This window comes from Streptomyces sp. NPDC028635, assembly GCF_040637635.1.
Taxonomy (GTDB): domain Bacteria; phylum Actinomycetota; class Actinomycetes; order Streptomycetales; family Streptomycetaceae; genus Streptomyces.
The window spans coordinates 1-24,931 of the sequence record NZ_JBEZWX010000051.1; the positions used below are offsets into that span (position 1 = coordinate 1).

27 protein-coding genes and 1 pseudogene are annotated in these 24,931 nt (G+C 73.0%); 13 read left to right on the forward strand and 15 right to left on the reverse strand.

Annotated elements, in window-relative coordinates:
• The first annotated feature begins 245 nt into the window (after positions 1 to 245).
• Together AB0E88_RS32435 and AB0E88_RS32440 are read left to right on the forward strand one after the other, a co-directional pair.
• Positions 246 to 1,076, forward strand: a complete 831-nt coding sequence (locus AB0E88_RS32435; protein ID WP_361638073.1) for a hypothetical protein — start codon at positions 246 to 248, stop codon at positions 1,074 to 1,076.
• A gap of 93 nt (positions 1,077 to 1,169) precedes the next feature.
• Positions 1,170 to 1,511 carry a hypothetical protein gene (locus tag AB0E88_RS32440; RefSeq protein WP_361638075.1) on the forward strand — a complete coding sequence of 114 codons (342 nt, stop codon included), beginning with the start codon at positions 1,170 to 1,172 and terminating at the stop codon, positions 1,509 to 1,511.
• A gap of 44 nt (positions 1,512 to 1,555) precedes the next feature.
• Here AB0E88_RS32440 and AB0E88_RS32445 read toward each other — a convergent pair whose 3' ends face one another.
• The 8 genes from AB0E88_RS32445 to AB0E88_RS32480 form a co-directional block, all read right to left on the reverse strand.
• The gene (locus AB0E88_RS32445; RefSeq protein ID WP_361638077.1) at positions 1,556 to 1,729 is read right to left on the reverse strand and encodes a hypothetical protein; all 174 of its coding nucleotides are present in this window, start codon (positions 1,727 to 1,729) and stop codon (positions 1,556 to 1,558) included.
• Between the two features lie 28 nt (positions 1,730 to 1,757).
• On the reverse strand, positions 1,758 to 2,114 hold the full coding sequence (locus AB0E88_RS32450) for a PRC-barrel domain-containing protein (protein ID WP_361638079.1): 357 nt from the start codon (positions 2,112 to 2,114) through the stop codon (positions 1,758 to 1,760).
• 449 nt (positions 2,115 to 2,563) lie between these two features.
• The gene (locus tag AB0E88_RS32455; RefSeq protein ID WP_361638081.1) at positions 2,564 to 3,829 is read right to left on the reverse strand and encodes a cytochrome P450; all 1,266 of its coding nucleotides are present in this window, start codon (positions 3,827 to 3,829) and stop codon (positions 2,564 to 2,566) included.
• The gene (locus tag AB0E88_RS32460; RefSeq protein ID WP_361638082.1) at positions 3,826 to 4,443 is read right to left on the reverse strand and encodes an ATP/GTP-binding protein; all 618 of its coding nucleotides are present in this window, start codon (positions 4,441 to 4,443) and stop codon (positions 3,826 to 3,828) included. Before AB0E88_RS32460 ends, AB0E88_RS32455 begins: the two co-directional genes overlap by 4 nt.
• Positions 4,424 to 4,780, reverse strand: coding sequence for a DUF742 domain-containing protein (locus AB0E88_RS32465; protein WP_361638084.1), 357 nt, complete (start codon positions 4,778 to 4,780; stop codon positions 4,424 to 4,426). Before AB0E88_RS32465 ends, AB0E88_RS32460 begins: the two co-directional genes overlap by 20 nt.
• Positions 4,777 to 5,196 (reverse strand): roadblock/LC7 domain-containing protein, encoded by a 420-nt coding sequence (locus AB0E88_RS32470; protein ID WP_361638086.1) that lies wholly within the window; start codon positions 5,194 to 5,196, stop codon positions 4,777 to 4,779. The genes AB0E88_RS32465 and AB0E88_RS32470 overlap by 4 nt, the downstream gene beginning before the upstream one ends.
• 120 nt (positions 5,197 to 5,316) lie before the next feature.
• Positions 5,317 to 7,023, reverse strand: coding sequence for an ATP-binding protein (locus tag AB0E88_RS32475; RefSeq protein ID WP_361638088.1), 1,707 nt, complete (start codon positions 7,021 to 7,023; stop codon positions 5,317 to 5,319).
• Positions 7,024 to 7,610: 587 nt separating this feature from the next.
• Complete coding sequence (locus AB0E88_RS32480) at positions 7,611 to 8,474, reverse strand: restriction endonuclease (protein WP_361638090.1); 864 nt, start codon at positions 8,472 to 8,474, stop codon at positions 7,611 to 7,613.
• 157 nt (positions 8,475 to 8,631) lie between these two features.
• Between AB0E88_RS32480 and AB0E88_RS32485 the strand changes: the two genes are divergently transcribed.
• The 4 genes and pseudogenes from AB0E88_RS32485 to AB0E88_RS32500 all read left to right on the forward strand — a co-directional run.
• A complete protein-coding gene (locus AB0E88_RS32485; RefSeq protein WP_361638092.1) occupies positions 8,632 to 9,849 on the forward strand; it encodes an amidohydrolase family protein in 1,218 nt (405 codons plus the stop codon).
• Positions 9,850 to 10,027: 178 nt separating this feature from the next.
• Positions 10,028 to 10,591 (forward strand): DUF2243 domain-containing protein, encoded by a 564-nt coding sequence (locus AB0E88_RS32490; RefSeq protein WP_361638094.1) that lies wholly within the window; start codon positions 10,028 to 10,030, stop codon positions 10,589 to 10,591.
• On the forward strand, positions 10,591 to 11,448 hold the full coding sequence (locus tag AB0E88_RS32495; RefSeq protein WP_361638096.1) for a cytochrome c oxidase assembly protein: 858 nt from the start codon (positions 10,591 to 10,593) through the stop codon (positions 11,446 to 11,448). The genes AB0E88_RS32490 and AB0E88_RS32495 overlap by 1 nt, the downstream gene beginning before the upstream one ends.
• Positions 11,442 to 11,687: pseudogene (locus AB0E88_RS32500) on the forward strand (SDR family oxidoreductase); the annotation flags it as partial. The gene AB0E88_RS32495 and the pseudogene AB0E88_RS32500, both read left to right, overlap by 7 nt.
• Before the next feature lie 116 nt (positions 11,688 to 11,803).
• Here AB0E88_RS32500 and AB0E88_RS32505 read toward each other — a convergent pair.
• Positions 11,804 to 12,760: a helix-turn-helix domain-containing protein gene (locus tag AB0E88_RS32505; protein WP_361638098.1), complete on the reverse strand. Its 957-nt coding sequence runs from the start codon at positions 12,758 to 12,760 to the stop codon at positions 11,804 to 11,806.
• A gap of 117 nt (positions 12,761 to 12,877) precedes the next feature.
• On the opposite strand from AB0E88_RS32505, the gene AB0E88_RS32510 reads away from it, so the two are divergent.
• Together AB0E88_RS32510 and AB0E88_RS32515 are read left to right on the forward strand one after the other, a co-directional pair.
• Entirely contained in the window at positions 12,878 to 13,189 is a 312-nt protein-coding gene (locus AB0E88_RS32510; RefSeq protein ID WP_361638099.1) for a hypothetical protein, read from the forward strand.
• 188 nt (positions 13,190 to 13,377) lie between these two features.
• Entirely contained in the window at positions 13,378 to 15,762 is a 2,385-nt protein-coding gene (locus AB0E88_RS32515) for a phosphoketolase family protein (protein ID WP_361638101.1), read from the forward strand.
• Between the two features lie 131 nt (positions 15,763 to 15,893).
• On the opposite strand, the gene AB0E88_RS32520 is transcribed toward AB0E88_RS32515, so the two are convergent.
• Complete coding sequence (locus AB0E88_RS32520) at positions 15,894 to 16,394, reverse strand: lamin tail domain-containing protein (protein ID WP_361638103.1); 501 nt, start codon at positions 16,392 to 16,394, stop codon at positions 15,894 to 15,896.
• Between the two features lie 175 nt (positions 16,395 to 16,569).
• Between AB0E88_RS32520 and AB0E88_RS32525 the strand changes: the two genes are divergently transcribed.
• Positions 16,570 to 16,884 carry a helix-turn-helix transcriptional regulator gene (locus AB0E88_RS32525; RefSeq protein WP_361638104.1) on the forward strand — a complete coding sequence of 105 codons (315 nt, stop codon included), beginning with the start codon at positions 16,570 to 16,572 and terminating at the stop codon, positions 16,882 to 16,884.
• Positions 16,881 to 18,512 (forward strand): helix-turn-helix transcriptional regulator, encoded by a 1,632-nt coding sequence (locus AB0E88_RS32530; protein ID WP_361638106.1) that lies wholly within the window; start codon positions 16,881 to 16,883, stop codon positions 18,510 to 18,512. The genes AB0E88_RS32525 and AB0E88_RS32530 overlap by 4 nt, the downstream gene beginning before the upstream one ends.
• 150 nt (positions 18,513 to 18,662) lie before the next feature.
• On the opposite strand, the gene AB0E88_RS32535 is transcribed toward AB0E88_RS32530, so the two are convergent.
• The 3 genes from AB0E88_RS32535 to AB0E88_RS32545 all read right to left on the reverse strand — a co-directional run bounded on the left by AB0E88_RS32535 (position 18,663) and on the right by AB0E88_RS32545 (position 20,725).
• Positions 18,663 to 19,148 (reverse strand): DUF6083 domain-containing protein, encoded by a 486-nt coding sequence (locus tag AB0E88_RS32535; RefSeq protein ID WP_361638108.1) that lies wholly within the window; start codon positions 19,146 to 19,148, stop codon positions 18,663 to 18,665.
• Between the two features lie 145 nt (positions 19,149 to 19,293).
• A complete protein-coding gene (locus AB0E88_RS32540) occupies positions 19,294 to 19,752 on the reverse strand; it encodes a TIGR03618 family F420-dependent PPOX class oxidoreductase (protein WP_361638110.1) in 459 nt (152 codons plus the stop codon).
• A 232-nt stretch (positions 19,753 to 19,984) separates the two neighbouring features.
• Positions 19,985 to 20,725 (reverse strand): YoaK family protein, encoded by a 741-nt coding sequence (locus tag AB0E88_RS32545; RefSeq protein ID WP_361638141.1) that lies wholly within the window; start codon positions 20,723 to 20,725, stop codon positions 19,985 to 19,987.
• A gap of 277 nt (positions 20,726 to 21,002) precedes the next feature.
• Here AB0E88_RS32545 and AB0E88_RS32550 point away from each other — a divergent pair, with 277 nt between their 5' ends.
• The 3 genes from AB0E88_RS32550 (at position 21,003) to AB0E88_RS32560 (ending at position 23,483) form a co-directional block, all read left to right on the forward strand.
• Complete coding sequence (locus AB0E88_RS32550; protein WP_361638112.1) at positions 21,003 to 21,974, forward strand: alpha/beta hydrolase; 972 nt, start codon at positions 21,003 to 21,005, stop codon at positions 21,972 to 21,974.
• A gap of 20 nt (positions 21,975 to 21,994) precedes the next feature.
• Entirely contained in the window at positions 21,995 to 22,708 is a 714-nt protein-coding gene (locus AB0E88_RS32555) for an alpha/beta hydrolase (protein WP_361638113.1), read from the forward strand.
• Between the two features lie 199 nt (positions 22,709 to 22,907).
• Complete coding sequence (locus tag AB0E88_RS32560) at positions 22,908 to 23,483, forward strand: DNA starvation/stationary phase protection protein (protein WP_361638115.1); 576 nt, start codon at positions 22,908 to 22,910, stop codon at positions 23,481 to 23,483.
• An 11-nt stretch (positions 23,484 to 23,494) separates the two neighbouring features.
• Here the strand turns inward: AB0E88_RS32560 and AB0E88_RS32565 are convergent, their stop codons facing one another.
• Positions 23,495 to 24,289 (reverse strand): SDR family oxidoreductase, encoded by a 795-nt coding sequence (locus AB0E88_RS32565; protein WP_361638116.1) that lies wholly within the window; start codon positions 24,287 to 24,289, stop codon positions 23,495 to 23,497.
• A 130-nt stretch (positions 24,290 to 24,419) separates the two neighbouring features.
• Positions 24,420 to 24,920 carry a carboxymuconolactone decarboxylase family protein gene (locus AB0E88_RS32570; RefSeq protein WP_361638118.1) on the reverse strand — a complete coding sequence of 167 codons (501 nt, stop codon included), beginning with the start codon at positions 24,918 to 24,920 and terminating at the stop codon, positions 24,420 to 24,422.
• Positions 24,921 to 24,931: the final 11 nt, after the last annotated feature.

Sequence of the window (24,931 nt, forward strand, 5' to 3'; positions counted from 1 at the left end):
GGTGCCGGCGTCCACCGCCGGCACCCCCGCCCCTCCCCATGCCCTCCGGTACGGCGCTCCATCAGCCCCCTACCGGTCCCAGCCGCGCCGCCCCTCCCTGCGACCCAACTCGCCCACGCTCCCTGTGTGTTCGGATGCATCCGGGGCAATCGGGACGACATGACGGCGGCTGGCCGGCAGCCGCCACGGGTCGAAGAGGGGGAAGGCGGATCATGCGGAACGCGTGGACGAGGTCCGGTGCGCTCATGGTGGCCACGGCCGTGCTGGGCGGCGTCCTGGCCGGCTGCGGAACCGAGGGCGGGGCCGACACGCCAGGAAAGGCCGGCCGGTCCGGCGCCGCGCCGGAACAGGGCACCGCGGCCGTGCGCGCCGCCTACGACAGGACGGCCGAGGCGGGCACGGCGAAGCTGACGGTACGGGTCAGGGCCACGGCGGACGGGCAGACGGCCGCCTCCGACGGACGGGGCGTCGTCGACCTGAAGGACGGCGACAGTGCCCTGACGGTGACCGCCCAGGGCCGTCCGGTCGAGCAGCGCGTGGTGGACCGGATCCTCTACCAGAAGGTGCCGGGCGCCCGCACGCCGGCTGGCAAGCCCTGGGTGCGGGTCGACCTGAAGCGGATGGCCGCACAACAGGGCCTGGGCACCCAGGGGATCGGCGACCCGGCCCGGTCCACCGCGTTCGCCAAGGCGGTCACGGACCGGGGGGTGACCGAGGCCGGCCGGGAGACCGTGGGCGGCGTGGCCACCACCCGCTACCGGGTCACCGTCGACGTGGCCGCCCTTCCCGGCGGGGCGGACCTGCGCCGGCAACTCGGCCCGGCCGTGCCGATGCAGCTCTGGCTCGACGACGACGGCAGGATCCGGCGCCAGCAGATCGAAACGGCCGTCAGGACGCCGATCCCCGCGTCCGCCCCGGCCTCCGGGCAGAGCGCGGCACCGCAGCAGCTGAGGATCGTCACGGTCCTGGAGTACTCCGACTTCGGCACGGACGTCGACGTCGAGGCGCCGCCCGCCGGGCAGGTGACCGACCTGACCGGCCGTGCACCCCAGGGCGGCGGCACCCCGCACGCCTGACAGCCGTGAACCGGTCCCCGGGGCGATCGCTTGATCGGGCCGATCGCGGGCATCCGCGACCTTGCCGACTCACGTCGCCAGGGGAGGATCTTGATGAACCGAGGAAGCCGCATACTCACCGCTCTGCACGCAGCTGTAGGCGTGTGGCTGGTCTGGTGCACGGTCCGTACCTGGGGCGCCGCGACGACGTGGATCAGTGTGATCATGGCCGCGGCTGCCGCCACCGTGCTCGCCGGCGTCGTCCGCCCCCTCGTCGCCGACCGGCGCCGGGCCGGGCGCGAGCGGGACGGGCGGCGCGGGACGCGGCACGTGGACGCCGCCGAGGCGCTCGCCCGGCGGGAACTGTCGGCCGCGTGCTGCGAGCGCTGGTGGACCTCGCTCGGCGCCGACCACGACACGGCCTGCGGCCGCCGGGCGCACCGCAGCGCGGCGTGACGTCCGCGGGCCGAGGTGTACCCGCCGCGGGGTGTGGCGCGGGGTCAGCGCATACGGCGGTGACGGCGTCCCCCGCGGCGGAACCGCATGGCTCCGTAGGCGAGATCGGCCACCAGGACGACGACGCCGATGATCAGCAGGTAGAGGAGGCCGTGGACGGCCGCCCCGATGATGCCCAGGATCAGGGCCACGATGATCAGCAGCAGGAACAGGCTCATCCTGCCCTCCCGGTTCGGGGCGGGCCGGTCAGCGACGGGCCAGGCGCCGTTCGCCGCCGACTCCAGGGATGTACTCGATGTCGTAGTGGGCGAAGACGGAGGGTTCGTCCTCGGCCGGGAGCACTCCGTCGACGTCGATGGACGGAGCCTTCTTGATCACGTTCTTGGACGGGGTGACCCTGAGGTAGCCCGGTCCTACGGTGGCGCCGGTGAGCGGCACGAACACCAGACGGCGGCGGGTGGGCAGGCCGACGGTGACGGTGGCGAAGAACGGCTGGTCGGTCGACGTGTCCACATAGACCGACTCCAGAACGCCGATCTTGTGGTCGTCGCTGTCGACGACGTCGTGTCCGCGCCAGTTACGGATGTCGTCCGCCTCGAACATGTACGGCCTCCCGTTCCAGGCCCCTTCCTCATCCTGCCCCGGCTCGCGGCCGTGACGAGGTGCGGTCGTGGCACTCGGGTGAAGCGACTCCCATGCCGGTACCACCGAGTGGTGCGTCTCACACGCACTGGGGAAAGAAACCCACCAGGTTGACCGTTCAACTTGATGCGGGTACGGAGGGGACAGTGTCCCCGGGCCTCACCCATCGCCCGTGGGGACGATCGTTCGGCTGAAGCCCCACGGAGCCACTCGCCGCGAGGCGACCGCCCTCCGCCCCCGCCCCTGACCGCCCCGGTCGGCTTTCCCCCGAGCCGGCCGGGGCTTCTCACGCGGTGACACCGCGGCCCCTCGCATCCCGGTGATCCTGAACGTCGGCACGGGCCCGCCTGTTTGCTCCGGCCCGGCGCGCCGACGGCTGCCGCGACGGCCCTTCGCCCGCAGGAGCCCTTCTAACGGATCGACGGAGTGAACCGGACCGGCAGGGTCGTCAGACCGCGCATCCAGATCGACGGACGCCAGGTCAGCTCCTTGACGTCGACCGCGAGCACCAGGTCCGGCAGATGCTCCAGCAGCGTCTCCACCGCCGTACGCGCCATGACGTCCGCCAGCAGCGGAGCCGGATAGGGGCAGCGGTGCTCGCCGTTGCTGAAGGACAGATGCGCGGAGTTCTCCTGGCCCACGTGGGCCTCGGGCCAGATCTGCGGATCGGTGTTGGCCGCGGCGAGGCCCAGGACGAGGCAGTCGCCCTCGCGGATGAGGCGCCCGCCGAGCTGCGTGTCGCGCACGGCCCACCGGCCGAGGAACGCCTGCGTCGGCGTGTCCAGCCACAGCACCTCGTTCAGCGCGTCCCCGACGCTGACCCGGCCGCCCGAGACGTTCACCGCGAAGCGCTCGTCCGTCAGCAGCAGCCGCAGGGTGTTGCAGATCCAGTGGGAGGTCGGCTGCTGGGCCGCGGCGATCACGGTGATCAGGTCCTGCGCGATCTCCTCGTCACTGAGCCCGGCCGGATGCAGCAGCATGCGGGAGACGACATCGGGCCCGGGACGCTCCCGCTTCTCCCTCACCAGCCGGGCCAGACGCTCACCGACCCGCACGTACGCCGCGACCGCGTCGTCGCCCTCACCGGCGTCGAGCGAGATCCGCAGATCGTCGACGAGCCGCTCGGTGTCCGCGCCGCCCGACTCCACACCGCACATCCACAGCACGCCGCGGGCCGGCAGGACATGGGCGTACATGCTCATCAGCTCGGCCTGGCCGCTGCCCGCGAAGCCCGCGATCAACTGCTCGGCGATCGACTGGCACTCACGGGCCAGCTCGAACTGGTCCACGCCCTCCAGTGCCTGGGTGATGACACCGGCGCGCCGCTGGTGCTCCGGCCCCTCGGTGAACAGCACCGACGGCTGGTATCCGACGAACGGCAGCAGGGGCCAGTCCGCGGGGATGTGGGGCCACTGGTTCCAGCGCCGGGAGTCCCGTGCGAACAACTCGTCGTGGCTGGTCACATAGCAGACCTCGGGGTAGCCGAGCACGAACCAGGCCGGGATGCCGCCCTCGAGCAGCACGGGCGCCACCGGGCCGTGCTCCTGACGCAGGGCGCGGTACAACTCTGCGGGGGTCTGCTGGTACTCCAGGCCGCCCAGCCGCACGGCGGAGGCGTGCGCGGGGCAGCCGGGTGCGGGCGCGCCGGCGTGGGGGAAGCCGGTGGTGTCGCTCACGGTGTTCTCTCCTGGGACAGGGCCAATGCGTACAGATGGTCCACCAAGGTGATGAGAACCTCCTTGCCGGAGGACCTGACCCGCGCGTCGCAGTCGACCATCGGCACGTCCCGGTTCAGGGCGAGGGCCTGCCGGATCTCCTCCAGCGAGAAGCGGTTCTCGTCACCGTCGAAGCGGTTCACGGCCACCACAAAAGGGGTGTTGTGGTGTTCGAGCCGGTCTATCGCGTACCAGGACTCCTCCATACGGCGGGTGTCGACCAGGACGACCGCGCCCAGCGTGCCGGAGAACAGCCGCTCCCACAGGAACCAGAAGCGCTCCTGCCCGGGTGCGCCGAACAGGTACAGCACCATGCGCTCGTTGAGCGTGATGCGCCCGAAGTCGAAGGCGACGGTGGTGGTGTTCTTCCGCTCCACTCCGGCCGTCACGTCGACGCCCTGCCCCGCCTGCGTCATCAACTCCTCGGTGTTCAGCGGCCGGATCTCGCTGACCGACCGCACCAGGGTGGTCTTGCCGACGCCGAACCCGCCCACGACCACGATCTTCAGACCGGTGTCGACGGCGTCGGCCAGCGGCGGGCGCTGGGAGGGCAGCTCAGAGGTTGCGGAGCCCATGGAGCACCTCCTGGAGCAGTGCGGTTTCGGGGAGGGACGCGACGGACGGGGCGGCGCGCGGGTGCCTGACGCTGATCTGGCCGGTGCTGTGGAGATCGCCGAGCAGGATCCGTACGACCGTGATCGGCAGTTTCAGCTCGGCGGCGATCTCGACCAGCGCCGTGGGGTGCCGGCACAGGTCGAGGATCCGCGCGTGCTCGGACTGCATCCCGGAGCCCGGCTCGCACTCGCTGACGATCAGCGTCACCAGGTCGAAGCTCTCGTCGGCTTCGCTCCGGCCGCCCGTGACCGTGTAGAGCCGGTCCGGATCGCCGACGTCCACGGGGTGGTGCATCACGCGGTGGTGCCCCGGGCGACCGCGGCGCGGGGCTCCGCCCGCAGGTGCTCGCCGATCTGCTCCACCATCTCCGTCATCTGGTGCCCCACGATGCCCGGATCGGCGCTCTCCTGGGCGACGACCGCGAGATGCGCGCCCTGACCCGCCTGCACGATGAACAGCAGACCTCCGTGGAACTCCGTCATGGAGTGCCGGACGCCGCCCGATCCGTCGCCGAACTCCATGGACGCGCCCTGGGCGAGGGCCTGGATGCCGGAGCAGATAGCGGCCAGCTGGTCGGCCTGGTCCAGCGTCAGATGATCCGTCCAGCACAGCTTCAGACCGTCCCGGGAGAGGACGAGCGCGTGGCGCGTGCCCGGCGTGCGCTCCAGGAGGTTCTTCAGGAGCCAGGTGAGGCTGTTGTCAGTGGTCTCCATGGTGGGTGGGCGGGGCGACCGGTCGGCGGTCGTCCGGCCCCTTCCTCCAATCCAACGAGGTGCTGTGAATCGGTGCGGGGTCAGGCAGTTGGAGTCGCACGGAAGGTGCGTGGCCCGACCCTAGTCGTCGGCCGTGGCGTCGGGCCTGTGGTCGGCGCCGGGCGTGGCGGCGGGGTCGGCGGCGCCCTGCCGGCCCCGGTGGAAGGCACCGAACCGGCTCCCGGCATCGCGTGCCACCCGCCCCTGGTCCGCCTCGGCCGCGGGAGAGCCGGGCGCCGGCTCGTTCCGTGACCGCTCCGCCTCCGCCATCGTGCGCCCCGGCGATCTGACCGGCAGCCCGTTGGGCGTGGCGGCGCGGCGCCGGGGCACGTCCGCGCGGGGCCCCGGCGCGCCGTCGGGTGAGGGGATCGGTGCCTGCCGTACCGGGAGGGGCGTCTCGGTCGCCGGAGCCGGCAGCCCCGCCTCGGCCGCGACCGGCTCGCGCTGCTGCGCCACCAGCTGAGGCGGTACGAGGACGACGACGCCCGTCCCGCCTCGCGACGACGGACGGTAGTTGACGCTGATGCCGTACTTGGCGGCGATCCGGCCGACGACCGCCAGCCCGAGCCGCGTGCCCTGAAGCGAGGCGAGGTCGGTGATCTCGCCCGACACCGCGTCCTTCGCGCGGCGCAGGGCGGCGTCGGACATCTTCAGCCCGCTGTCCTCGATGGTGATCACGACACCGGCGCTGCGCTCCTCCACGTACACGTGGACCTCGTCGATGGGGGGCGAGAAGTTGGCCGCGTTGTCCATGAGTTCGGCCAGCAGGTGCATCACGCCCTCGGCCGCGAAGCCGGCGATGGCCGCCCTGCTGGAGGAGTGCAGACGCACCCGCCGGTAGGCGGCGATCCGGCCGACGGCACCGCGCAGGATGCTCTCCATGACGATCGGCTTGTTCCAGACCCGGCTGGGACGGCCGCCCATCAGCAGTGCCAGCCGGTCGGTCATGAGTCCCAGCTGGGAGGTGCTGTGGTCCAGGCGCAGCAGATCGCCGAAGACCTCACCGGTGTGCCGGTCCTGCATCTCCCGCAGCGCCGCGAGCATGCTGACCGTCTTCGCCTGCACCCGGCTGAGCGCCTTGACGGAAGCGGCCTGGGCGGCGGCCGAGCGGCGCTCACTGTAGGCGAGTTGGCGGACGAACCACTCGGCGGACCCCTGCAGCAGAGGGCTGCGCGGCCAGTCGAACCGGGCGAGGACGGTGTCGGCGGAGCTTCCCTCCCGCAGCAGTGCCATCGCGGTGGGCAGCGTCTCGCCGGTCAGCCGCTCCAGTTCCGCCGTGCCCTGGGCCAGTTCGCCGCGCGCGGCCTGCTCCGAGGCCTGCGCTTCGTCACCTCGCCGAACCGATTCCGCGAGCTCGGTGACGACCAGGTGCAGCAGCCGGCTCTGCAGCGGGTCGGACGGCACGGCGACGCGGGAGAGAACCTCGTCCGCACTCGCCCCGCTGTGCAGCTGCTGGGTGACCGCCGGCAGCGTCACGTTGACCAACTGCGCCGTCCCCGCGCTGTGCTGCGTCCAGTTCTGCCGGACCAGCTCCAGCTCCTCCGCACGCGCCGCGGCCCGCCGGCGGGCGCGCAGCAGCATCCGGGAGGCGGACCCGGCGACGGCCGCCACGCAGCCGAATCCGGCGATCGCCGTCCCCAGCGCCCATGCCCGCGCCGTGGTGGGGGCCAGGGCGGCCACGACGGCGACGCCCAGGGCCGCCACCGACAGCGCCACCGCCGCCAGAGCCGGCGAGGAGCGTGCCCCTTCGGCGGATCGACGCTGGCGGGGAGGGGGAGGCACTGGCATTCCGCGGTTCCTCGGTCGGTGCGAGCAGGACGTGCGGGCACGTCGGGGACGATTTGCCGCGATCCGGTGGCCGGTCCGGCCGGGAGGTTCGGGCCATGCACACCCTTCCGGAGCCTTCCGGACCTTTCCGGATCAAACGCGCCGCTCATGCTAGCCACGCCGTGCCGTGCCGGGACGCGGGTAACCGGGCCGCCCCACGCACGAGTTCACTTCGTCGGAAAACAACCGGTGCATCCCCTGTGTGTGCTATGCGGCCTCCGCCACCCCGCCCCTGGCGCCGGGCGCGTCCCGTGGCCGGGCAGCCGCGGGTTCCACCGGCGGCCGCCATGTCCCTGGGCGAGCACCCCGGGTGGGGCGTGCGCGCCGGCACCCGTGCCGGCCGCCGCACGGACGCAGGCGAGGCCGCGCCCGCCGCACCGGGCCGCTCAGGGACATCCGGCGGCCGGCTCCTGGAACGACGCTGCGGCTTGCCTCGCAGGGGGCCTTTCCGCGTCCCCCGCGAGGAGGGCACGGTTTCAGCCAACCGGAGAGGAGCCGGCACCTTGCGGCAGGTGGCTCGGCGGAGCCGGCACGGTGCGGCAAGCGGCTCAGCAGATCACGTCGTCGTCCGCGGCGGCGAACCCCACGAGCACCCAGGGAGCGGGTCCGCTGCCGTCGCTCCAGGCGTGCAGCGCCGACCGGTCGACGCAGAGGATGCCGCACTGGTCGGCGTACTCGGCGGCCGGTGCCGTGAAGTCGCTCGTGGTCACCAGCACGGCCACATCGGCCTCGTGCACGGTGTAACAGGTGCCGCCGAACCGCTGGAGGTCCTGGGAGCCCACCCGGTGCTCACCGCTGTAGTGCTTGCACTGGATGACCATCCGCCGTCCGTCCGGCGTCACGGCCAGCACGTCCGCGCCCAGATCGCCGGCGCCGCCGACGACTTCGACTCCGGTGCACCCGTCCCGTTCGCACAGCGCGGCCACGGCCTGCTCGAACTCGTCCGCGTCGAGGGCGTCGTAGTCGACAGGACTTTCGCGCGGCAAGGTCTCGCCGGCTTCCGGGTGCGGCAAGGTCTCGCCGGCCCTCGGGCGCGGCAGGACGTCCCCAGCCCCCGCCGGCGGCAGGCTCCCGCCGGCCTGCCCGGGCACGAGCGGCGACTGCGCGGCGGGTGTCTCCAGTGCCTCCAGCGCCGTGTCCGTCGCCGCCTCCAGCGCCGCTGCGGCCCGCCGGGCGGTACGGGCGGCGGTGGTGCGGCGCCTGCGCCGGCCCAGTGCGAGGAGCGCGGAGACGGCCACGAGGCACAGGGCGGCCTGCCACACCGGCCGCCGGGCAGCGGCCGCGATCACGGTGCGGACGACGAACCCGAGGGCGCACACGACGAGGGCGAGAAGGCCGAAGTAGACGGCGGTGGCGCGCAGGTCGAACCGGCGGCGCCCGGTGCCGCGTATGCGGCGAGCGGGTGTGGTCACGGTGGTGCGGTCCCCCTCCTGACAGGTACGCGATCGACTCCCGCCTTGTGCCCGCGATCAGCCGGTTCACCGGTCGGCGGCACCTGCGGCGCGGCTCGCCGGACAGGCGGGTGCCCGGTGGATACGCTCACCGGTGAGAGCGCCGCAGGAGGTTCCCATGCAGGTGTCGTCCCAAGTGATCCGCGCCGCGCGCGCCTTCGACGGGGAACGCGTGCTGCCGGGCGGTGCGGCCGTGTTCGTCCGGGACGGGCGGATCGCCGGCGTCGAGAGCGCGCGGACGCCGGTCCCGGAGGGCTGGGAGCTCGTCGACCACCCGGACGCGACGCTGCTGCCAGGACTGATCGACATGCACTGCCATCTCGGCGCCGACAGTCACGACGGGGCACTGGAGCGGATGGCCACCGACTCTCCGGCACGGCTGGAGGAGGTCATCGACGACTCCCTGCGGCGCCAGCTGGCGGCGGGGGTCACCACGGTGCGGGACCTGGGCGACCGCGACTGGTCCGTCGTCCGCCGTCGCGACCTGGCCCGCAGCCCCGACAGCACGGGGGTGCCGGCTCCCGGGATCGTCGCGTCCGGGCCGCCGATCACCACGCACGACGGTCACTGCGCGTTCATGGGCGGGGGCGCCCAGGGCCCGGAGGAGTTGCGCGCGGCGGTGCGCGAGCGCGTCGAGCGGGAGGTCGACGTCGTCAAGGTGATGGGCAGCGGCGGGGTCCACACGCCGGGTACCGACGTGGCGCGCTGCCAGTTCACCCTGGACGAGCTGCGGCTCGTCGTGGACGCGGCGCACGCCGCGGGTCTTCCGGTGACCGTGCACGCGCACGCCCTCGTCGCCGTGGAACAGGCGCTGGACGCCGGCGTGGACGGCATCGAGCACTGCACGTGCCTGACCGCCGACGGCGTCCTGATCCCCGACGAGCTGCTGGAACGCCTGGCCCGGCGGAACACGGCGGTGTGCCCGACGCTCGGCAAGACGGCCGAGGGCGTCCCGCCGCCGCAGGTGCAGGCGGTCATGGACCGCTTCGGCCTCGGCCTCGAACAGCGGCAGCGCGCGGCCGCACGGATGCACCGCGCGGGCGTCCGCCTCGTCTCGGGTTCCGACAGCGGTATCAACGCCGCCAAGGCCCACGGCGTGCTGCCCGCGGCCGTCGCCGAACTGACCGCGGGGGGCATTCCCGCGGACGTCGCGCTCGCCACCGCCACCTCGCTCGCGGCGGACGCGTGCGGCGTCGGTGACCGCAAGGGCAGGCTCCGCCCGGGACTCGACGCCGACCTGCTCGTCGTACGGGGAGACCCGGCCGCGGACATGGCGGCCCTCGCCGATCCGGTCGCGGTGGCGGTACGCGGGTCCTGGGTCTCTCCAGGGCGCTGACCACCGGCTGGACCGGCGACTCCCTGGCCGGTTCACTCCGCTTCCCGGGTGGCCGAAAGAGCGGGTGCTCTTCCGCATGGCCGAAACGAGGGAGGCGCGGCGTGCGGGAGTGATGGAGTCTGGGCGCGGGGGAAACCGTGCCGGAACAACCGTGCCCAGACGGAACGGAGAGCGGGCGATGGCCACCACAGCGGGTGCAGGGCGGGCGGTTGCGGCACCGGGCAGTCTTCAGCTGCCGGGCATCATCCTCGGCGTCGGGCTCGGCGGCTTCGTGGACGGCATCGCGCTGCACCAACTCCTGCAGTGGCACCACATGCTCACCAGCACCAACCACGACCACATCGGAGTGAAGTACTACGACCCCCACACCGTCTCCGGACTGGAGATGAACACCGTGTGGGACGGCGTCTTCCACACCGTGTGCTGGCTCGCCGTCCTGCTGGGCCTGGCCGTGCTCTACTCCCGCGTCACCCACCGGCGGAGGGCCGTGTGGACCTCGAGGGTGCTGTGGGGGTGGATCCTGGCCGGCTGGGGCCTGTTCAACCTCGTCGAAGGTCTCCTGGACCACCAGATCCTCGGCATCCACCACGTCCGCGGCGGCCCCCACCAGGCCTGGTGGGACGCGGGCTTCCTCCTGCTGGGCGCCGCGCTCGTCGTCGGCGGCCACCTTCTCCAGCGCAGCGGCCGCCCCTTCGAGCCCGACGTGGCGCCCGGTGCCGAGCGGACCGGAGGCCACGCCTGATGCACCACACCCACCCCGGGAGCGAACAGGCCGGGGTCACCGGCCCGGCGAGCGTCCTGATCGTCCTCGCACTGCTGAGTACCGCCGCCGGCTACCTGCTCGCCGCCCGCCGGGTCCGGCGCCGCAATACCGCCCGGGGCTGGAGCCGCCTGCGGACGCTCTCCTTCCTCAGCGGGCTGGTCCTGCTGGCCGTGGCCCTGCTTCCGCCGTTGGCCCCGGCCGCGCACACCGACTTCCGCGGCCACATGACCCAGCACCTGCTCATCGGGATGTACGCGCCGACGGCGCTGGTCATGGCCGCCCCGGTCACCCTCCTGCTGCGCACGCTGCCACCGGCCACGGCCCGCCTCGTGACCGCCCTCCTGCACAGCCCGCCGGCACGACTGCTCGCCCACCCGGCCGTGGCGCTGACGCTGAGCACCGGGACCCTGGGGCTGCTGTACTTCACGCCGCTGTACAACGCCGCCATGGCCCACCCCGCGGGGCACGGGCTGATGCACGCGCACTTCCTCGCCTCGGGGTTCCTCTTCGCCTACGTCGTCGCGGGCCCCGACCCCGCGCCCGCCCGGCCCGGCGTGCGCCCCCGGCTGGTCTGCCTCGGCATCGCGATCGCCGCGCACGCGCTCATCGCCCAGGCCATGTACGGCGGCTTCTTCGTCGACATCCACGCGCCGATCGACCAGGTGCAGCAAGGCGCGGAGATCATGTATTACGGCGGTGACATCGCCGAACTCCTCCTGGCGGCCGCGCTGGTGGCCACCTGGCGACCCGAGCGCCGCACCCCGCTTCGGGCGCTGCGGGCGACGGACGGCCTCGCGGGTCCGTCCGGAACGGCCGCCGCGAGTCCCGTGCGATGAAGCCTCTCGTCCTGGCCCGTGAGCTGCGCGGACGCGACATCACCGTCAACGCCGTCGCCCCCGGGCCCACGGCCACCCCGCACCTCCCCGACGGCAAGGACGAGGCGACCGTGCGGCGACCGGCGGCGCAGACCCCGCTGGAGCGCCTGGGCACCCCCGCCGACACGGTGGCCTTCCTGGCCGGCCCCGGCCCCTGGATCAACGACCAGGTGCTCCACGCCAACGGCGGCATCGCCTGACGGCGCGCCCGGTGACGCCCCGGCCCGCGACGACGTCGTACCGCCGCTCCTGTCGTTGCGCGAGGGGCGGGCGGTGAGGCGGAGGCGGCGACGCGCGCCGGCGGCGGCCGGGCGGGTCACGAACCCTCGGGGGCCGGACGGGGGCGTGCCCGGAAGGTGCGGCGGTAGCCCGTGGGTGTGGTGGCGGCGTCCCGGGCCAGGTGCAGACGGAGGTTGGCCGCGGTGCCCAGGCCGCAACGGCGGGCGATCTCCTCGACGGGCAGGTCGGTGAGCTCCAGCAGGCGGCGCACCTCGTGCAGGCGCTGCGCGATCAGCCAGCGCAGCGGGGTCGTGCCCGTCTCGGCGGTGAAGCGGCGGGCGAACGTGCGCGGGGAGACACCCGCCCGGCGTGCCAGGTCGGCCACCGTGAGCGGCTCGTCCAGACGCTGCAGCGCCCAGGCGCACACCGCGCCCATGCCCGTGCCGGCACTGGGCATGCTGCGCGTCAGATACTGGGCCTGCCCGCCCTCCCGGTGCGCCGGGACGACGAGCCGGCGGGCCAGTTCGGCGGCCGCCTCGGCGCCGTGGTCCTCGCGCACCAGGTGCAGGCACAGGTCGATCCCGGCGGCGAACCCGGCACTGGTCAGGACGGGTCCGCGCTCGGTGTAGAGCAGGTCCGCGTCGACGTCGACCTCGGGATGGCGCAGGGCGAGCTCGTCGGCGTCCATCCAGTGGGTGGTGGCACGGCGGCCGTCGAGCAGCCCGGCCGCGGCGAGCGCGAACGCGCCGGTGCACACCGAGACCATGCGCGCGCCGCGTGCCGCCGCGGCGCGCAACGCGTCGAGGACGGGCGGCGGCGGGGGGATCAGCGGGTCGTAACCGGGGACGACCACGGTGTCCGCCGCGGCCAGCGCCTCCAGGCCGCGCGGCGCGACGAGGTCGAAGCCCGTGGTGGTCGGGACCGGCCCGGGCGCCGCCGCGCACAGGGTGAACCGGTAGGAGCCCGGCCCGTTCGGATCGCCGAAGATCTGCGCGGGGATGGCGAGATCGAACGCCACCACGCGGGTCAGGGCAAGCGCCACCACGTGATGCATGGCAGCAATCTTACGGAAGCTGGCATTGCTGCCACTCGTGCGGTACCGGCCGCCGAAGAGAGGGTGAAGCGTCCCGCACCGGCGAGGACAGCCGACCTCATTCCTGTGGAGCAGCCCATGCGTTTCCTCGACGCAGCCGAGTACACCGCCGACCGCCCGTGGGACGCCGTCGGCCTGGCGGAACTCGACACGGCGACGGTCCGCCTGCACTGGACCGACCAGCCCTACGTCTGGCACGTCAACGACGATCCGGAGGTCTTCGTCGTCCTCGACGGGGCCGTCGACATGCACTACCGCGAAGACGGCGTCGAACGCGTCGAGCGGCTGACGCCCGGGCGGGTGTGCCTCGTCGAGCCCGGCGACGCCCATGTGGCCCGTCCCAAGCCGCAGGCTCGCGTCCTCGTCGTGGAGCGCAAGGGCAGCGTCTGAGCCGCTCCGGACTGCGCGAGGGCACGGCCGCGCTGCTGGCTGCCGTGCCGCCGTCGCACACCGGAGGGCGGACGGCCACTGCTCCGTATGGTCCGTTCGGCCCTGCCGGGTACCCGGCGCGCGCGGGAGGGTGGGGGAGTGCGGACCGGCACGCCACCGCCCGACATCCGATCCGGAAGGGACCCGACATGTCCGTCGACACCCGGCAGGCGCCCACTCGGCTGAGCGACGAGGAGCTGAGGACCCTGGACGCCCACTGGCGCGCCGCGAACTACCTTGCCGTCGGCCAGATCTACCTCATGGCCAACCCCCTGCTGACCGAGCCGCTGCGGCCCGAACACGTCAAACCCCGGCTGCTCGGCCACTGGGGCACCTCACCCGGCCTCAACCTGGTCCACACGCACCTCAACCGGGTCATCCGGGCCCGTGACCTGAACGCCCTGTGCATCTGGGGTCCGGGGCACGGCGGACCGGCGGTGCTGGCGAACTCCTGGCTGGAGGGCTCGTACACCGAGACCTACCCCGACGTCACCCGGGACGCGGCCGGCATGGCCCGGCTGTTCAAGCAGTTCTCCTTCCCCGGGGGTGTCCCGAGCCATGTCGCGCCCGAGACGCCCGGCTCGATCCACGAGGGCGGAGAGCTCGGCTACTCGCTCTCCCACGCCTACGGCGCCGCCCTGGACAACCCCGGCCTGACCGTGGCGTGCGTCATCGGGGACGGGGAGGCGGAGACGGGACCGCTCGCCGCGTCCTGGCACTCCAACAAGTTCCTCGACCCCGTGCACGACGGCGCCGTCCTGCCGATCCTCCACCTCAACGGATACAAGATCGCCAACCCCTCGGTCCTGGCCCGGCTGCCCGAGAGCGAGCTCGACGACCTGCTGCGCGGCTACGGCCATGACCCCCTGTACGTCACCGGCGACGACCCGGCGGCCGTGCACCGCGTGATGGCACACGCGATGGACACCGCCCTCGACCGGATCGCGGCGCTCCAGCACGCCGCCCGCGAGGAGAGCGCCGACGAGCGTCCCCACTGGCCGATGATCGTGCTGCGCACCCCGAAGGGCTGGACCGGCCCGCCGGAGGTCGACGGCCTGCCGGTGGCCGGCACCTGGCGCTCGCACCAGGTGCCGCTGTCCGCCGTCCGCGACGACCCGCAGCACCTGCGGCAGCTGGAGGCGTGGCTGCGTTCGTACCGGCCCGACGAACTCTTCGACGAGCACGGCCGCCCCCACCCGGACGTCCTGGCCTGCGTCCCCGACGGCACCCGCCGCCTCGGCGCCACCCCGCACGCCAACGGCGGCCTGCTGCTGCGTGGACTCCCGCTGCCCGCGCTGGAGGAGTACGCCGTCGACGTCGACAAGCCCGGCACCACCCTGCACGAACCGACCCGCGTCCTCGGCGACATGCTGCGGGACGTGATGGCGGCCACCGAGGACCGACGCGACTTCAGGCTCGTCGGCCCCGACGAGACCGCCTCCAACCGCCTGCAGGCCGTCTACTCCGCCAGCGGCAAGGCATGGCAGGCACAGACCCTGCCGGTGGACGAACATCTCGACCGGCACGGCCGGGTGATGGAGATCCTCTCCGAACACACCTGCCAGGGCTGGCTGGAGGGATACCTCCTGACAGGCCGTCACGGGCTGTTCTCGTGCTACGAGGCGTTCGTGCACATCGTGGACTCGATGGTCAACCAGCACATCAAATGGCTGCGGGTGACACGCCGCCTGCCCTGGCGCGCCCCCATCGCCTCCCTCAACTACCTGCTGACCTCGCACGTGTGGCGCCAGGACCACAACGGCTTCTCGCACCAGGACCCCGGCTTCGTCGACCACATCCTCAACAAGAGCCCCGAGGCCGTCCGTGTCTATCTGCCGCCGGACGCCAACACGCTGCTGTCGGTGGCCGACCACGTCCTGCGCAGCCGTGACTACGTCAACGTCGTCGTCGCGGGCAAGCAGCCGTGCTTCGACTGGCTCACCATGGAGCAGGCGAAGGCGCACTGTGCCCGCGGGGCCGGGATCTGGGACTGGGCCGGCACCGAGGACGGCGCCCGGGAACCCGACGTCGTCCTCGCCTGCGCGGGGGACGTGCCCACCCAGGAGGTCCTGGCAGCCGCGCACCTGCTGCGCCGGCACCTGCCGCAGCTCGCGGTGCGCGTGGTCAACGTCGTCGACATCGCCCGGCTCCTGCCCTCGGAGGAACACCCGCACGGCATGAGCGACTTCGAGTACGACGGGCTGTTCACCACCGACAAGCCGGTCATCTTCGCCTACCACGGCTACCCGTGGCTCATCCACCGGCTCGCCTACCGCCGCACCGGCCACCCGCACCTCCATGTCCGCGGATACAAGGAGATCGGGACGACCACGACACCGTTCGACATGGTCGTGCGCAACGACCTGGACCGCTACCGCCTCGTCATGGACGTCGTCGACCGCGTCCCCGGCCTCGCGGTACGCGCCGCGGCCCTGCGCCAGCGCATGGAGGACACGCGCCTGCGCCACCACGACTGGATCCGCACCCACGGCACGGACCTACCGGAGGTCACCGACTGGACCTGGACCACCTGACCACGGCACACACGCGTGACGGCGTGGCGGCCGGCCGTGGGTGGCTTACGGCTCCGCGCCGTTGCCACTCGGCCGGGCGGCCGGTCGCGGGGCGGGGTTCGGTCCGCGACCGGTTTCAGGGCGTGGGTGGCTCAGCCGTGGTACGTGATGTAGCCGTTGCCGTCCCGGTCGTTGGCGCTCTTGGTGTAGGAGTGCACGTCGGCGCGGGCGCCGCCCGGCTTGTACAGGTAGATGGTGTCCTTGTCGTTGTTCCACATGAAGTTGCAGTTCTGGCGGTAGACGACGTTGTAGCGGTCGGAGTCGGTACCGCGGCCGCCGCGCAGCTGGACGTAGTCGCCCGGCTCGAGGGTGTGGTTCGCGGTGAACGCGAATCTGTTGCCGGCGGCGTCCTTGACGACGTAGCCCTTGAGGTTGACGTTGCTGCGTGAGTAGTTCTTGATCGTCAGGTACTCGTTCTTGGTGTTGCCGCCGTTGCAGCGGTTGTCGTCGCGGCCCGGTGCGTCGTACTGGACGCCCTTGATCTTCAGGGCCGAGGAGTACTCGGCGGCCTGGGCGGGTGTCGCGGTCACGACGGCCATCATCGCGGCGGAAGCGGCGGCGAACGTGACGGCGTGGCGCAAGCGGATGCGCATGAGGTGATCCCCCCTCAGTTGTGGCAGTGGTGCGGGCTGGAGCCTATCGGTCGTATGAGATGCGTGGCGTTAATGTGAGGAGAACGTGAACGGGAGGGGTGGAGGGATCGGTTCCGTGTGGCGCGCCCATGCGCAATGCGTATGAGGCATGCCTCTTGCGCGATAGAGTGGCCCTGTGGTGATGGGTCTCGATGAGCGGGTGCGGTCGGCTGTGGCCGCGCTGCTGCATGCCTCAGGGGAATCGCAGGGGGATCTCGCCGCCGGGCTGGGGGTGAGCCAGGCCCAGGTCAGCCGCCGTCAGTCCGGTACCGCCTCATGGAGTCTGGCGCACTGCGACGCGGTGGCCGCGCACTACGGTATCGACGTGCTCGACCTTCTCGCCGGACCGACCCGGGCCGTTCAGGCGCTGCCCGACGAGCGCCGTCGCGTGACCGGCCGGAACACCGCCACCGCGCGTCCTGAGACCGTAGGGGAGGGTGGAGCGCGGTGACCGACTTCGAAGCGATCGACGCCCTGCTGGCCGGCGCCCGCAAAGAGGTACCGCTGCCGCCCGCCGAGGAGCGGCGTGCCCTGCGCGAAGGACTGAACCTCTCGCGCGCCCAACTCGCGCAGGCGCTGAGTGTCAGCCCGTCCACCGTGGCGGGCTGGGAGAGCGGACGCGACCCGAGCGGCGACGTACGCGAGAAGTACGCGTACTTCCTCAAGGGTGCGCGGAGCAAGCTCGATGCCACCGCGGCGGAGGCAGAGACCACCGCGGCGGCGGCCGAGCCGGCAGCGGCGGAGACCGAGCCCGTCGCGGTCGAGGAGGCGCCCGCCGAAGAGGACGTGGCCGCCGACCACCCGGCCGCCCGGACCGCCGCCGCGGAAGCCGACCCGTACTCCGGTCTGGACGACGTCGAACCCTTGGCCGTACCCGAGCCCTGTGTCCTGTGCGGGCAGCCCGCCCGGCATCAGGTCGCGGGATTCGCGCAGCACCTCGACCCCGCCGAATGCGGCACGTCCCAGCCCGCGCAGACCGCACGCCCCCCGCAGCGAGGGCAGGCCGCCGCGCGGGCCCCCCACCCCCGGCGGTCGGCGCCGGCGGACCGGCCGGGCGCGCAGAAGGTCGTCCCGGTCGGCCGCCGGCTGAAGAGCGCCGACACCCCGGACATGATCGGGGCGGCCGTGTCCGCCGCCCTCGCCGAGCACGGCGGCGACGTCGACGCGGCCACGAAGGCGCTGGTCAAGCGGGCCATCCCTGATGCGATGGCCCTGCTGGACGCCACCCGCAAGGGCGGCAGGTACGACATCGTGGCCCACCCCTGGCTCCCCGACATCCTGCGCAAGCAGACCGCGCGCGGCGCCGACGAGATCTGGGAGGGCCGGCCCAAGTGGTCGCGCACCCACCTCCCCGCCGGTGAGCACGAGGTGACCGCCCTCGACATCAACGGCGCCTACCTGTCCGCGCTCAAGACGCATCTGCCGCTCGGCCAGCTGGAGCACAGCGCCGGCGACCAGCACGACCGCCGCCGCGCCGGAGTCCACCTCATCACCCCGCCCGACTGGGAGCACGACGCCTACCTGCCCAACCCGATCGGCAGCCGGGACGAGCCGGGACCGCTGTGGGTCACCGAGCCCACCCTGCGCCTGCTGCTGCGCCTGTCGGGACCCAAGTACGGCCTGTGCGACCCGCCGGAGATCCACGAGTCCTGGACGTCGGGCGCCACGGAGGGCCTGCTGGAGAAGTTCCGCGTCGCGTTGAGGGATGCCCGGGAACGGGCGCTGGCCGAGGACGACACCGTCACGCTGGAGTACGTCAAGGCGATGTACTCGAAGTTCGTCTCCACGATGGGGGAGTCGAACTACAACCGCGAGCTGTACCGCACCGACTGGATGCATCTCATCCGCTCCCAGGCCTTCGTGAACCTGTGGTGGAAGGCGCACCGCGCCTACGACGAGGGCCTGATGGTCGTCCGTGCGATGGGCACGGACGAGCTGCATGTGATCGGCGACTGGCGCGCGGTGTTCCCCGAAGGACGCGGCGTCACCGAGGTGAAGGTGAAGGACGTCTACACCGTCGGCACCCCGGCGGAGGCGGAGGCGGAGGCGGAGCCGGACGAGGACCCGTCGCTGCCTTAGCGCCACAGGACCCTTTACCGAATCTGCCGCGCCCGCACCACAGTGTGCGTGGGGAAGGGCGTGACCTTCTTCAGCCGGGCGGGACCGCAGTGTCGGCCCGTCCTGCTGCGTGAGCCCGCGTCCCGCGGTGTGAGGCCGAGTCCCGCGGTGTCAGCCCGCGTCGGTGAGCCGTTCCGGGAACCCTTGCTCGTCCGCCTTCCGCTGTGCCAGGACCGCGTTGTAATCACGCACCGCTGCCAGCCACCGCCACGGCTTGATCTCGTCCAGAGTCAGCCCCGGACAGGCCAGTTGGTGCGGGATCCGGCAGGTCTCACCGGGGCGCGGCTCCTCCAGACCACCGTTCCAGGCGACACCGTTGCCGTCGACATGCCAGCGGTGCCCGCCCGGAACGAGATGCGCCGGCACCTTCAGCCGGGGTTCCAGGAGCACGTGCTGCCCCGTGTAGGTGCGGAGGCGGTCACCGGCCAGCCCGCAGTGGGGACACAGGGGAGGCGCGGGCGGCTCGGGGCCGGTCGCGCCGTCACGGGCGGCCTGAGCGCGGTCCGCCTTCTCCCACGGCAGGGGCGTACCCGGCGGCCGTTGCCGCTGTCCGTCCGGGCCGGGTAACGGGATGATGCGTTCGGTGTCGTGCCCCATGGACCCGAGCGTGCAGTCGGCGGCCCCTGGTGGGGAAGGGCGCGATCCGGGCGCAACGGGAGCATGCGGGCGGGGCACACGGGTCGCTCGGGTGCCGTGCGGGCCGTCGTCCGGTGCGGTGCGAGCCCCACCCACCCTCCTGCTCCTAGCCGTTGATGTCGAGCGCCGTCCCGTACAGGCGGTCGACCTTCAGCCGGAGGACCACACGGCGCTCGGCGACCAGCTGCTCCAGGAAGCCCCGCTCGTCCGCCGGCCGCGCGTCCTGCGGGATCATGCCGAGCAGCTCCCGGCCGACGGCGTCACCCGGGGCGGTCGTGATCTGCGACACCTCCGCCTCGCCCTCGGCGACGGCGAACGACCAGACGTCGCCGCCCTGCACATGCAACGCCGCACGCGGCTCGCGCCGCAGGTGTGCGACCTTGACGCGATCGGCGGTCGTCGAGAACCGCGCGATGCGGGCCTCGGGGTCCCAGCTGTACAGCATGGTCGTCAGATGCGGGTGGCCACTGCGCTTGACGGTGGCGAGCGTACCGAAGCGCTGCGCGCCGAGCAGCTCCGAGAGAGCGTCGTCGGACAGCGGTCGAGGGGCGGGTCCTTGAGTCATGCCGTGATCAACACGACGGCCTCCGCGGTTATTTCGCGACCTGGTGTCGGTGGACGGTGCCGGGTCACGGGGTGCCGGTGCCGGTGTGGACGGCGTGCTCGGCACGGGGACGGGCGGGTGCGCCCGCGCGGACGAGGGACGGCCCGGCTCGCGGGCCCCGGGGACGCGGCGCGGGGCAGAGGAGCGGGCACCGGCCGGGCGGGACGGGCACGGGGCCGGGCGAGGCGTGCCGTCACTTGGCTCCCGGCCGCACCCAGTCCGGGTCACCGGCGGACAGCTGGTGGACCGTCACCGAGGTCACCGCGAGCAGGGCCAGGGCCACGGCCAGGGTGAGGACCAGGTGGCCGTGCAGGACGAGGGCCGCGCCGACGAGCGCGCCCAGGAACATCGTCAGCACCGACAGCAGGCGCCGGCCGGGCCGGGAGGTCTGTCCGCCGGCCGGAGTGGAGTCGGCGGCCAGTCCGGTCAGGGTCTGGGTCAGCACCGTGGTGGTCAGGTCGGGGACGGCGAGCCGTCGGGCGACCGCGTTCTGCAGACCCATGGCGAGCCCCAGGAACGCGATCAGCGCGTAGCGGACGCCGGTCGTGACCTGCCCGTCGCAGGCGGCGGCGACCGCCACGGTCACCGCCACCAGGACCGTCTGCGCGCCCGTCGCCGCGCGCAGCAGGCGCCCGCGGTGCGCGGCGTGCCGGCCGCCGACCAGGCCCCCGGCCAGCGCGCCGGTGAGGAAGGCGCCCAGCGACACGACGGACGCGAGCGCGGACAGGCTGGTGCTGCCGCCCAGGGCGAAGCCCAGGAGGACCACGTTGCCGGTCATGTTGGCGACGAAGACGCGCCCGAGGGCGAGGTAGCTGACCGCGTCGACGAGCCCGGTGACCACGGTCAGTATCAGCAGCAGCGCCGGCAGTGGCCCGTGCCGGTCGTCCCGGTGGGGCACCAGGGCGCGCAGGGCGTCCCTCGGCGAGCGGCGCATACGGCTCTCCTCCCACGACGGCGGACGGCCGGCGCGGCAGCTGCGGCGCATGCCGTCAGGCTTCCACCCCGCCCGGTCCGGTGCACTTGCAGGACATGGTGCAGGCAGCACCCGTTCAGGTGCGGACGCGCGCCGTGCGATCCCCGCCCGAACCGGCCGGAAATGCGCCGCGTGCGCTGTGGGGAAAGGGGGCGTGCACGCGTCGGCAATCCCGCCTTTTCGACCGGACCTAGCGTGGCTCACCGGCGCAGTCGAAACACAGAGCCAGGAGACAGACATGCCCGATGCCCTCGAGCCCGTACAGCCCGTGCTGGAACCCGCGGCCGCCGCGTTCGCCGAGGCGACCGCCAACCCGCCCTACCTCTTCGACCTGACCCCCGCCGAAGGCCGCAAGGCCGTCGACGAGGTGCAGTCCGGCGAGATCGCCAAGCCGGCGATCGAGGAGGAGTGGGTGACCGTTCAGGGCGGGCCCACCGGCAGCGTCCGCGCACGCATCGTCCGGCCGGCCGGCGCCACCGGCACCCTGCCGGTCATCCTCTACATCCACGGCGCCGGCTGGGTGTTCGGCAACGCCCACACCCACGACCGCCTGGTGCGCGAGCTGGCCGTCGGTGCCGAGGCCGCCGTGGTCTTCCCCGAGTACGACCTGTCGCCCGAGGCCCGTTACCCGGTCGCCATCGAGCAGAACTACGCCGTCGCGCGCTGGATCGTCGACGAGGGCGCCGGCCGGGGCCTGGACGGCACGCGGCTGGCCGTCGCCGGCGACTCGGTCGGCGGCAACATGACCGCCGCCCTCACCCTGATGGCCAAGCAGCGCGGCGGGCTCCCGCTGCGCCGGCAGGTGCTGTTCTACCCGGTGACCGACGCGAACTTCGACACCCCGTCGTACCACCAGTTCGCCACCGGCTACTTCCTGCGCCGTGACGGCATGCAGTGGTTCTGGGACCAGTACACGACCGACGAGGCCGAGCGCGCCCAGATCACCGCCTCCCCGCTGCGCGCCACCACCGAGCAGCTGACCGGGCTGCCCCCGGCGCTGGTCATCACCGGTGAGGCGGACGTGCTGCGCGACGAGGGCGAGGCGTACGCCAACAAGCTCCGCGCGGCCGGCGTCCCCGTCACCGCCGTCCGCTTCCAGGGCGTCATCCACGACTTCGTGATGCTCAACGCGCTGCGCGGGACGCACGCCGCCGAAGCCGCCATCACGATGGCCGTCCGCACCCTGCACACCGCCCTGCACGACGCCTGAACCCTCGAGGAGCACCCCTCATGACCACTCCCACCGTCCTCCTCGTCCACGGCGCGTTCGCCGACGCCGGCAGCTGGGCCGGCGTCATCTCCCGTCTGCAGGACCACGGTGTGCCCGTCGTCGCCCCGCCCAACCCGCTGCGCGGCCTCGCCTCCGACGCCGCCTACGTCGCCTCTGTCGCCGCCCAGATCGACGGGCCCGTCGTGCTGGTCGGGCACTCCTACGGCGGCGCCCTCATCACCGTGGCCGGCACCACCGACAACGTCGTCGGTCTCGTCTACGTCGCCGCCTACGTCCTGGAGGAGGGCGAGAGCCTGGGCCAGCTGCAGGGCCGCTTCCCGCTCTCCCCGCTGGTGAGCAACCTCAAGCAGCGGACGTACCCGGTGCCGGACGGTGAGCCGGCCGTCGAGGTCACCATCGCCGAGGACGCCTTCCCGTCCGTGTTCGCCGCGGACGTACCGGCCGCGACCACCAAGGTGCTGGCCGCGGCGCAACGCCCGCTCGCCGCGGCCGCCTTCGAGGAGACCGCCTCCGCGGCCGCCTGGCGGACCAAGCCGTCCTGGGCGCTCGTGGCGGCCGCCGACCAGGCGATCAACCCGGAGGTCGAGCGCTTCGGCGCGAAGCGGGCCGGGGCGACGATCGTCGAGCTGGAGGGTGCCTCCCACGCGGTGGCCGTCTCGCAGCCCGAGGCGGTCGCGGACCTGATCCTCCAGGCGGTCCGCGCGACCGGCTGACCGCACGGCCCGTGACCCGGCCGCGCAGGCGACTCCCCCCGCCCGCGCGGCCGTTCGGCATGCCCGTGCGCGATCCGCCGCGGTCGGGAGGCACGTCTGCGCTGACGCGCACACGGCCATGCGCTCTCGGACAAGGCGGCCCGGGCTGCGGCGCCTAGCGTCACCGGTGTACAGAGCGCACACACCGCAGGAGGCGGACATGACCACCGACACCGCGCACGCCGGGAGCCAGCCCCGGCTGCACCAGAAGGGCCGCGTCATCCAGGAGTTCGGCACCGTCAAGCAGTTCCCGCTGGCCCTGTCCTACGAGGCCCGCATGTACTCCTGCCAGCGGCTCAACAAGGTGCTCGCGGACACGCAGATCCTTTACGGCCTGTACAAGAAGCACCACTGGCTGATGCGCGGCGCGACCTTCTACCAGCTGCACCTGGTGCTGGACAAGCATGCGGGCGAGCAGCTGGAACTCGTCGACACACTCGCCGAGCGCGTCCAGACGCTGGGCGGCGTGGCCGTCGGCGACGCCCGCCATGTCGCCGAGCTGACCGCGATCCCGCGCCCGCCCGACGGTGTCGAGGAGGTTCCCGCGATGCTCTCCCGTCTGCTCGAGGCGCACGAGACGATCCTCACCGACGCCCATGACGCGGCGGCCCGTGTCGCGGAGCTGGGCGACGACGGGACCAACGACCTGCTGGTCTCCCAGGTGATCCGCACAGGGGAGCTCCAGACCTGGTTCCTGGCCGAGCACCTGGTCGACACGCCCCTGGTGCGGGCGTAGCCCGGAAGCGCTCAGGGCAGGATCGAGTCCACGTACCCGCCGTCCACCCGCAGCGCGCCGCCCGTGGTGGCGGAGGCCTGGTCGGAGCTGAGGTAGACCACCATGTTGGCGATCTCCTCCGGCTCGATCAGCCGCTGCAGCAGCGACTGCGGCCGGTGCTGCCGCATGAACGCGCGCTGGGCCTCGTCCCAGGGCAGATCCCGGCCGACCAGCTCGTGGACGAAGTCCTCCACCCCGCCCGTGTGGGTGGGCCCGGCGATGACCGAGTTCACCGTCACGCCGGTGCCGGCCGCCTGCTTGGCGAATCCGCGGCCGACGGCGAGGAGCGCGGTCTTCGACATGCCGTAGTGGATCATCTCCGCGGGGATGACCACGGCCGAGTCGCTGGCGATGTACTGCACCCGCCCCCAGCCGCGTCGCGTCATCTGCGGCAGATACAGGCGGGTCAGGCGGACGGCGGCGAGCACGTTCACCTCGAAGTAGCGCCGCCACTCGTCGTCGGTGATCTCCAGGGGGTCGGCGGCGCCGAACACGCCGAGGTTGTTGACGAGGATGTCCACGTGGGGGAGGGCTTCGGCCAGCCGGGCCGTGCCCTCCTCGTGCGTGACGTCCGCGGCGACGGGGACCACGTCGGCGCCGGGCACCTCGTCGGTCAGCCGGGCCGTGGCCTCGGTCACGCGCTGCTCGGTGCGGCCGTTGAGGGCCACCCGGGCGCCGGCCCGGGCGAGGCCGGCGGCGATGGCCGCGCCGATGCCCTGCGTGGACCCGGTGACCAGAGCGGTACGTCCTGTCAGATCGATGCGCATCCCTACGACTCTCCCTCAGGCGACCTCGCTTGCCCACGCATGCTAGGCGCGCGGGCCGGCACAGGGCGCGCGCAATGCCGGGAGGTGGCCGGGCGCGCGCAATGCCGGGAGGCGGCCGGGTGCGGGGCGGTCAGCGGGGAGGCGCCGGGCGCACCGGGTGCTTGCTCATGACGGAGACCCGGTTGAAGGCGTTGATGGTGATCGCGACCCAGATCACGGCGGAGATCTCGTCGTCCGACAGGGAGGTGCGGGCGAGGGCGTACGCGGTGCTCTGCGCCTCGGCGTCCGCGGGGTGGGTGGTGGCCTCGGCGAGCGCCAGCACCGCGCGCTCACGCGGGGAGAACAGCTCGGTGTCGCGCCAGGCCGGCAGTACGCCGAGCCGCTGTGTGGTCTCCCCGGCGCGCAGGGCCGCCCGGGTGTGCAGGTCCAGGCAGAAGGCGCAGGCGTTGAGCTGTGACACCCGGATGTTGACCAGCTCGACCAGGACGCGGTCCAGTCCGGCGTCGGCGGCGGCCTTGCGGACCGCTTCGGCGGTGGCGGTCATCGCGCGATAGGCCTCAGGGCTCTGCTTGTCGACGTACACCCGTCCGCCGGTGGTCGCCGTCACGGTCTCCGCCACCGTCTCCGCCACGTGTTCTCCTT

Bases quoted from the DNA above. Each gene is read 5' to 3' on its own strand.
- AB0E88_RS32555 (WP_361638113.1), top strand. From the start codon at position 21,995: ATGACCACTCCCACCGTCCTCCTCGTCCACGGCGCGTTCGCCGACGCC.
- AB0E88_RS32445 (WP_361638077.1), bottom strand. From the start codon at position 1,729: ATGAGCCTGTTCCTGCTGCTGATCATCGTGGCCCTGATCCTGGGCATC.
- AB0E88_RS32485 (WP_361638092.1), top strand. From the start codon at position 8,632: ATGCAGGTGTCGTCCCAAGTGATCCGCGCCGCGCGCGCCTTCGACGGG.
- AB0E88_RS32515 (WP_361638101.1), top strand. From the start codon at position 13,378: ATGTCCGTCGACACCCGGCAGGCGCCCACTCGGCTGAGCGACGAGGAG.
- AB0E88_RS32440 (WP_361638075.1), top strand. From the start codon at position 1,170: ATGAACCGAGGAAGCCGCATACTCACCGCTCTGCACGCAGCTGTAGGC.
- AB0E88_RS32565 (WP_361638116.1), bottom strand. From the start codon at position 24,289: ATGCGCATCGATCTGACAGGACGTACCGCTCTGGTCACCGGGTCCACG.
- AB0E88_RS32490 (WP_361638094.1), top strand. From the start codon at position 10,028: ATGGCCACCACAGCGGGTGCAGGGCGGGCGGTTGCGGCACCGGGCAGT.
- AB0E88_RS32510 (WP_361638099.1), top strand. From the start codon at position 12,878: ATGCGTTTCCTCGACGCAGCCGAGTACACCGCCGACCGCCCGTGGGAC.
- AB0E88_RS32545 (WP_361638141.1), bottom strand. From the start codon at position 20,725: ATGCGCCGCTCGCCGAGGGACGCCCTGCGCGCCCTGGTGCCCCACCGG.
- AB0E88_RS32535 (WP_361638108.1), bottom strand. From the start codon at position 19,148: ATGGGGCACGACACCGAACGCATCATCCCGTTACCCGGCCCGGACGGA.
- AB0E88_RS32450 (WP_361638079.1), bottom strand. From the start codon at position 2,114: ATGTTCGAGGCGGACGACATCCGTAACTGGCGCGGACACGACGTCGTC.
- AB0E88_RS32540 (WP_361638110.1), bottom strand. From the start codon at position 19,752: ATGACTCAAGGACCCGCCCCTCGACCGCTGTCCGACGACGCTCTCTCG.
- AB0E88_RS32460 (WP_361638082.1), bottom strand. From the start codon at position 4,443: ATGGGCTCCGCAACCTCTGAGCTGCCCTCCCAGCGCCCGCCGCTGGCC.
- AB0E88_RS32435 (WP_361638073.1), top strand. From the start codon at position 246: ATGGTGGCCACGGCCGTGCTGGGCGGCGTCCTGGCCGGCTGCGGAACC.
- AB0E88_RS32475 (WP_361638088.1), bottom strand. From the start codon at position 7,023: ATGCCAGTGCCTCCCCCTCCCCGCCAGCGTCGATCCGCCGAAGGGGCA.
- AB0E88_RS32470 (WP_361638086.1), bottom strand. From the start codon at position 5,196: ATGGAGACCACTGACAACAGCCTCACCTGGCTCCTGAAGAACCTCCTG.
- AB0E88_RS32495 (WP_361638096.1), top strand. From the start codon at position 10,591: ATGCACCACACCCACCCCGGGAGCGAACAGGCCGGGGTCACCGGCCCG.
- AB0E88_RS32560 (WP_361638115.1), top strand. From the start codon at position 22,908: ATGACCACCGACACCGCGCACGCCGGGAGCCAGCCCCGGCTGCACCAG.
- AB0E88_RS32520 (WP_361638103.1), bottom strand. From the start codon at position 16,394: ATGCGCATCCGCTTGCGCCACGCCGTCACGTTCGCCGCCGCTTCCGCC.
- AB0E88_RS32505 (WP_361638098.1), bottom strand. From the start codon at position 12,760: ATGCATCACGTGGTGGCGCTTGCCCTGACCCGCGTGGTGGCGTTCGAT.
- AB0E88_RS32550 (WP_361638112.1), top strand. From the start codon at position 21,003: ATGCCCGATGCCCTCGAGCCCGTACAGCCCGTGCTGGAACCCGCGGCC.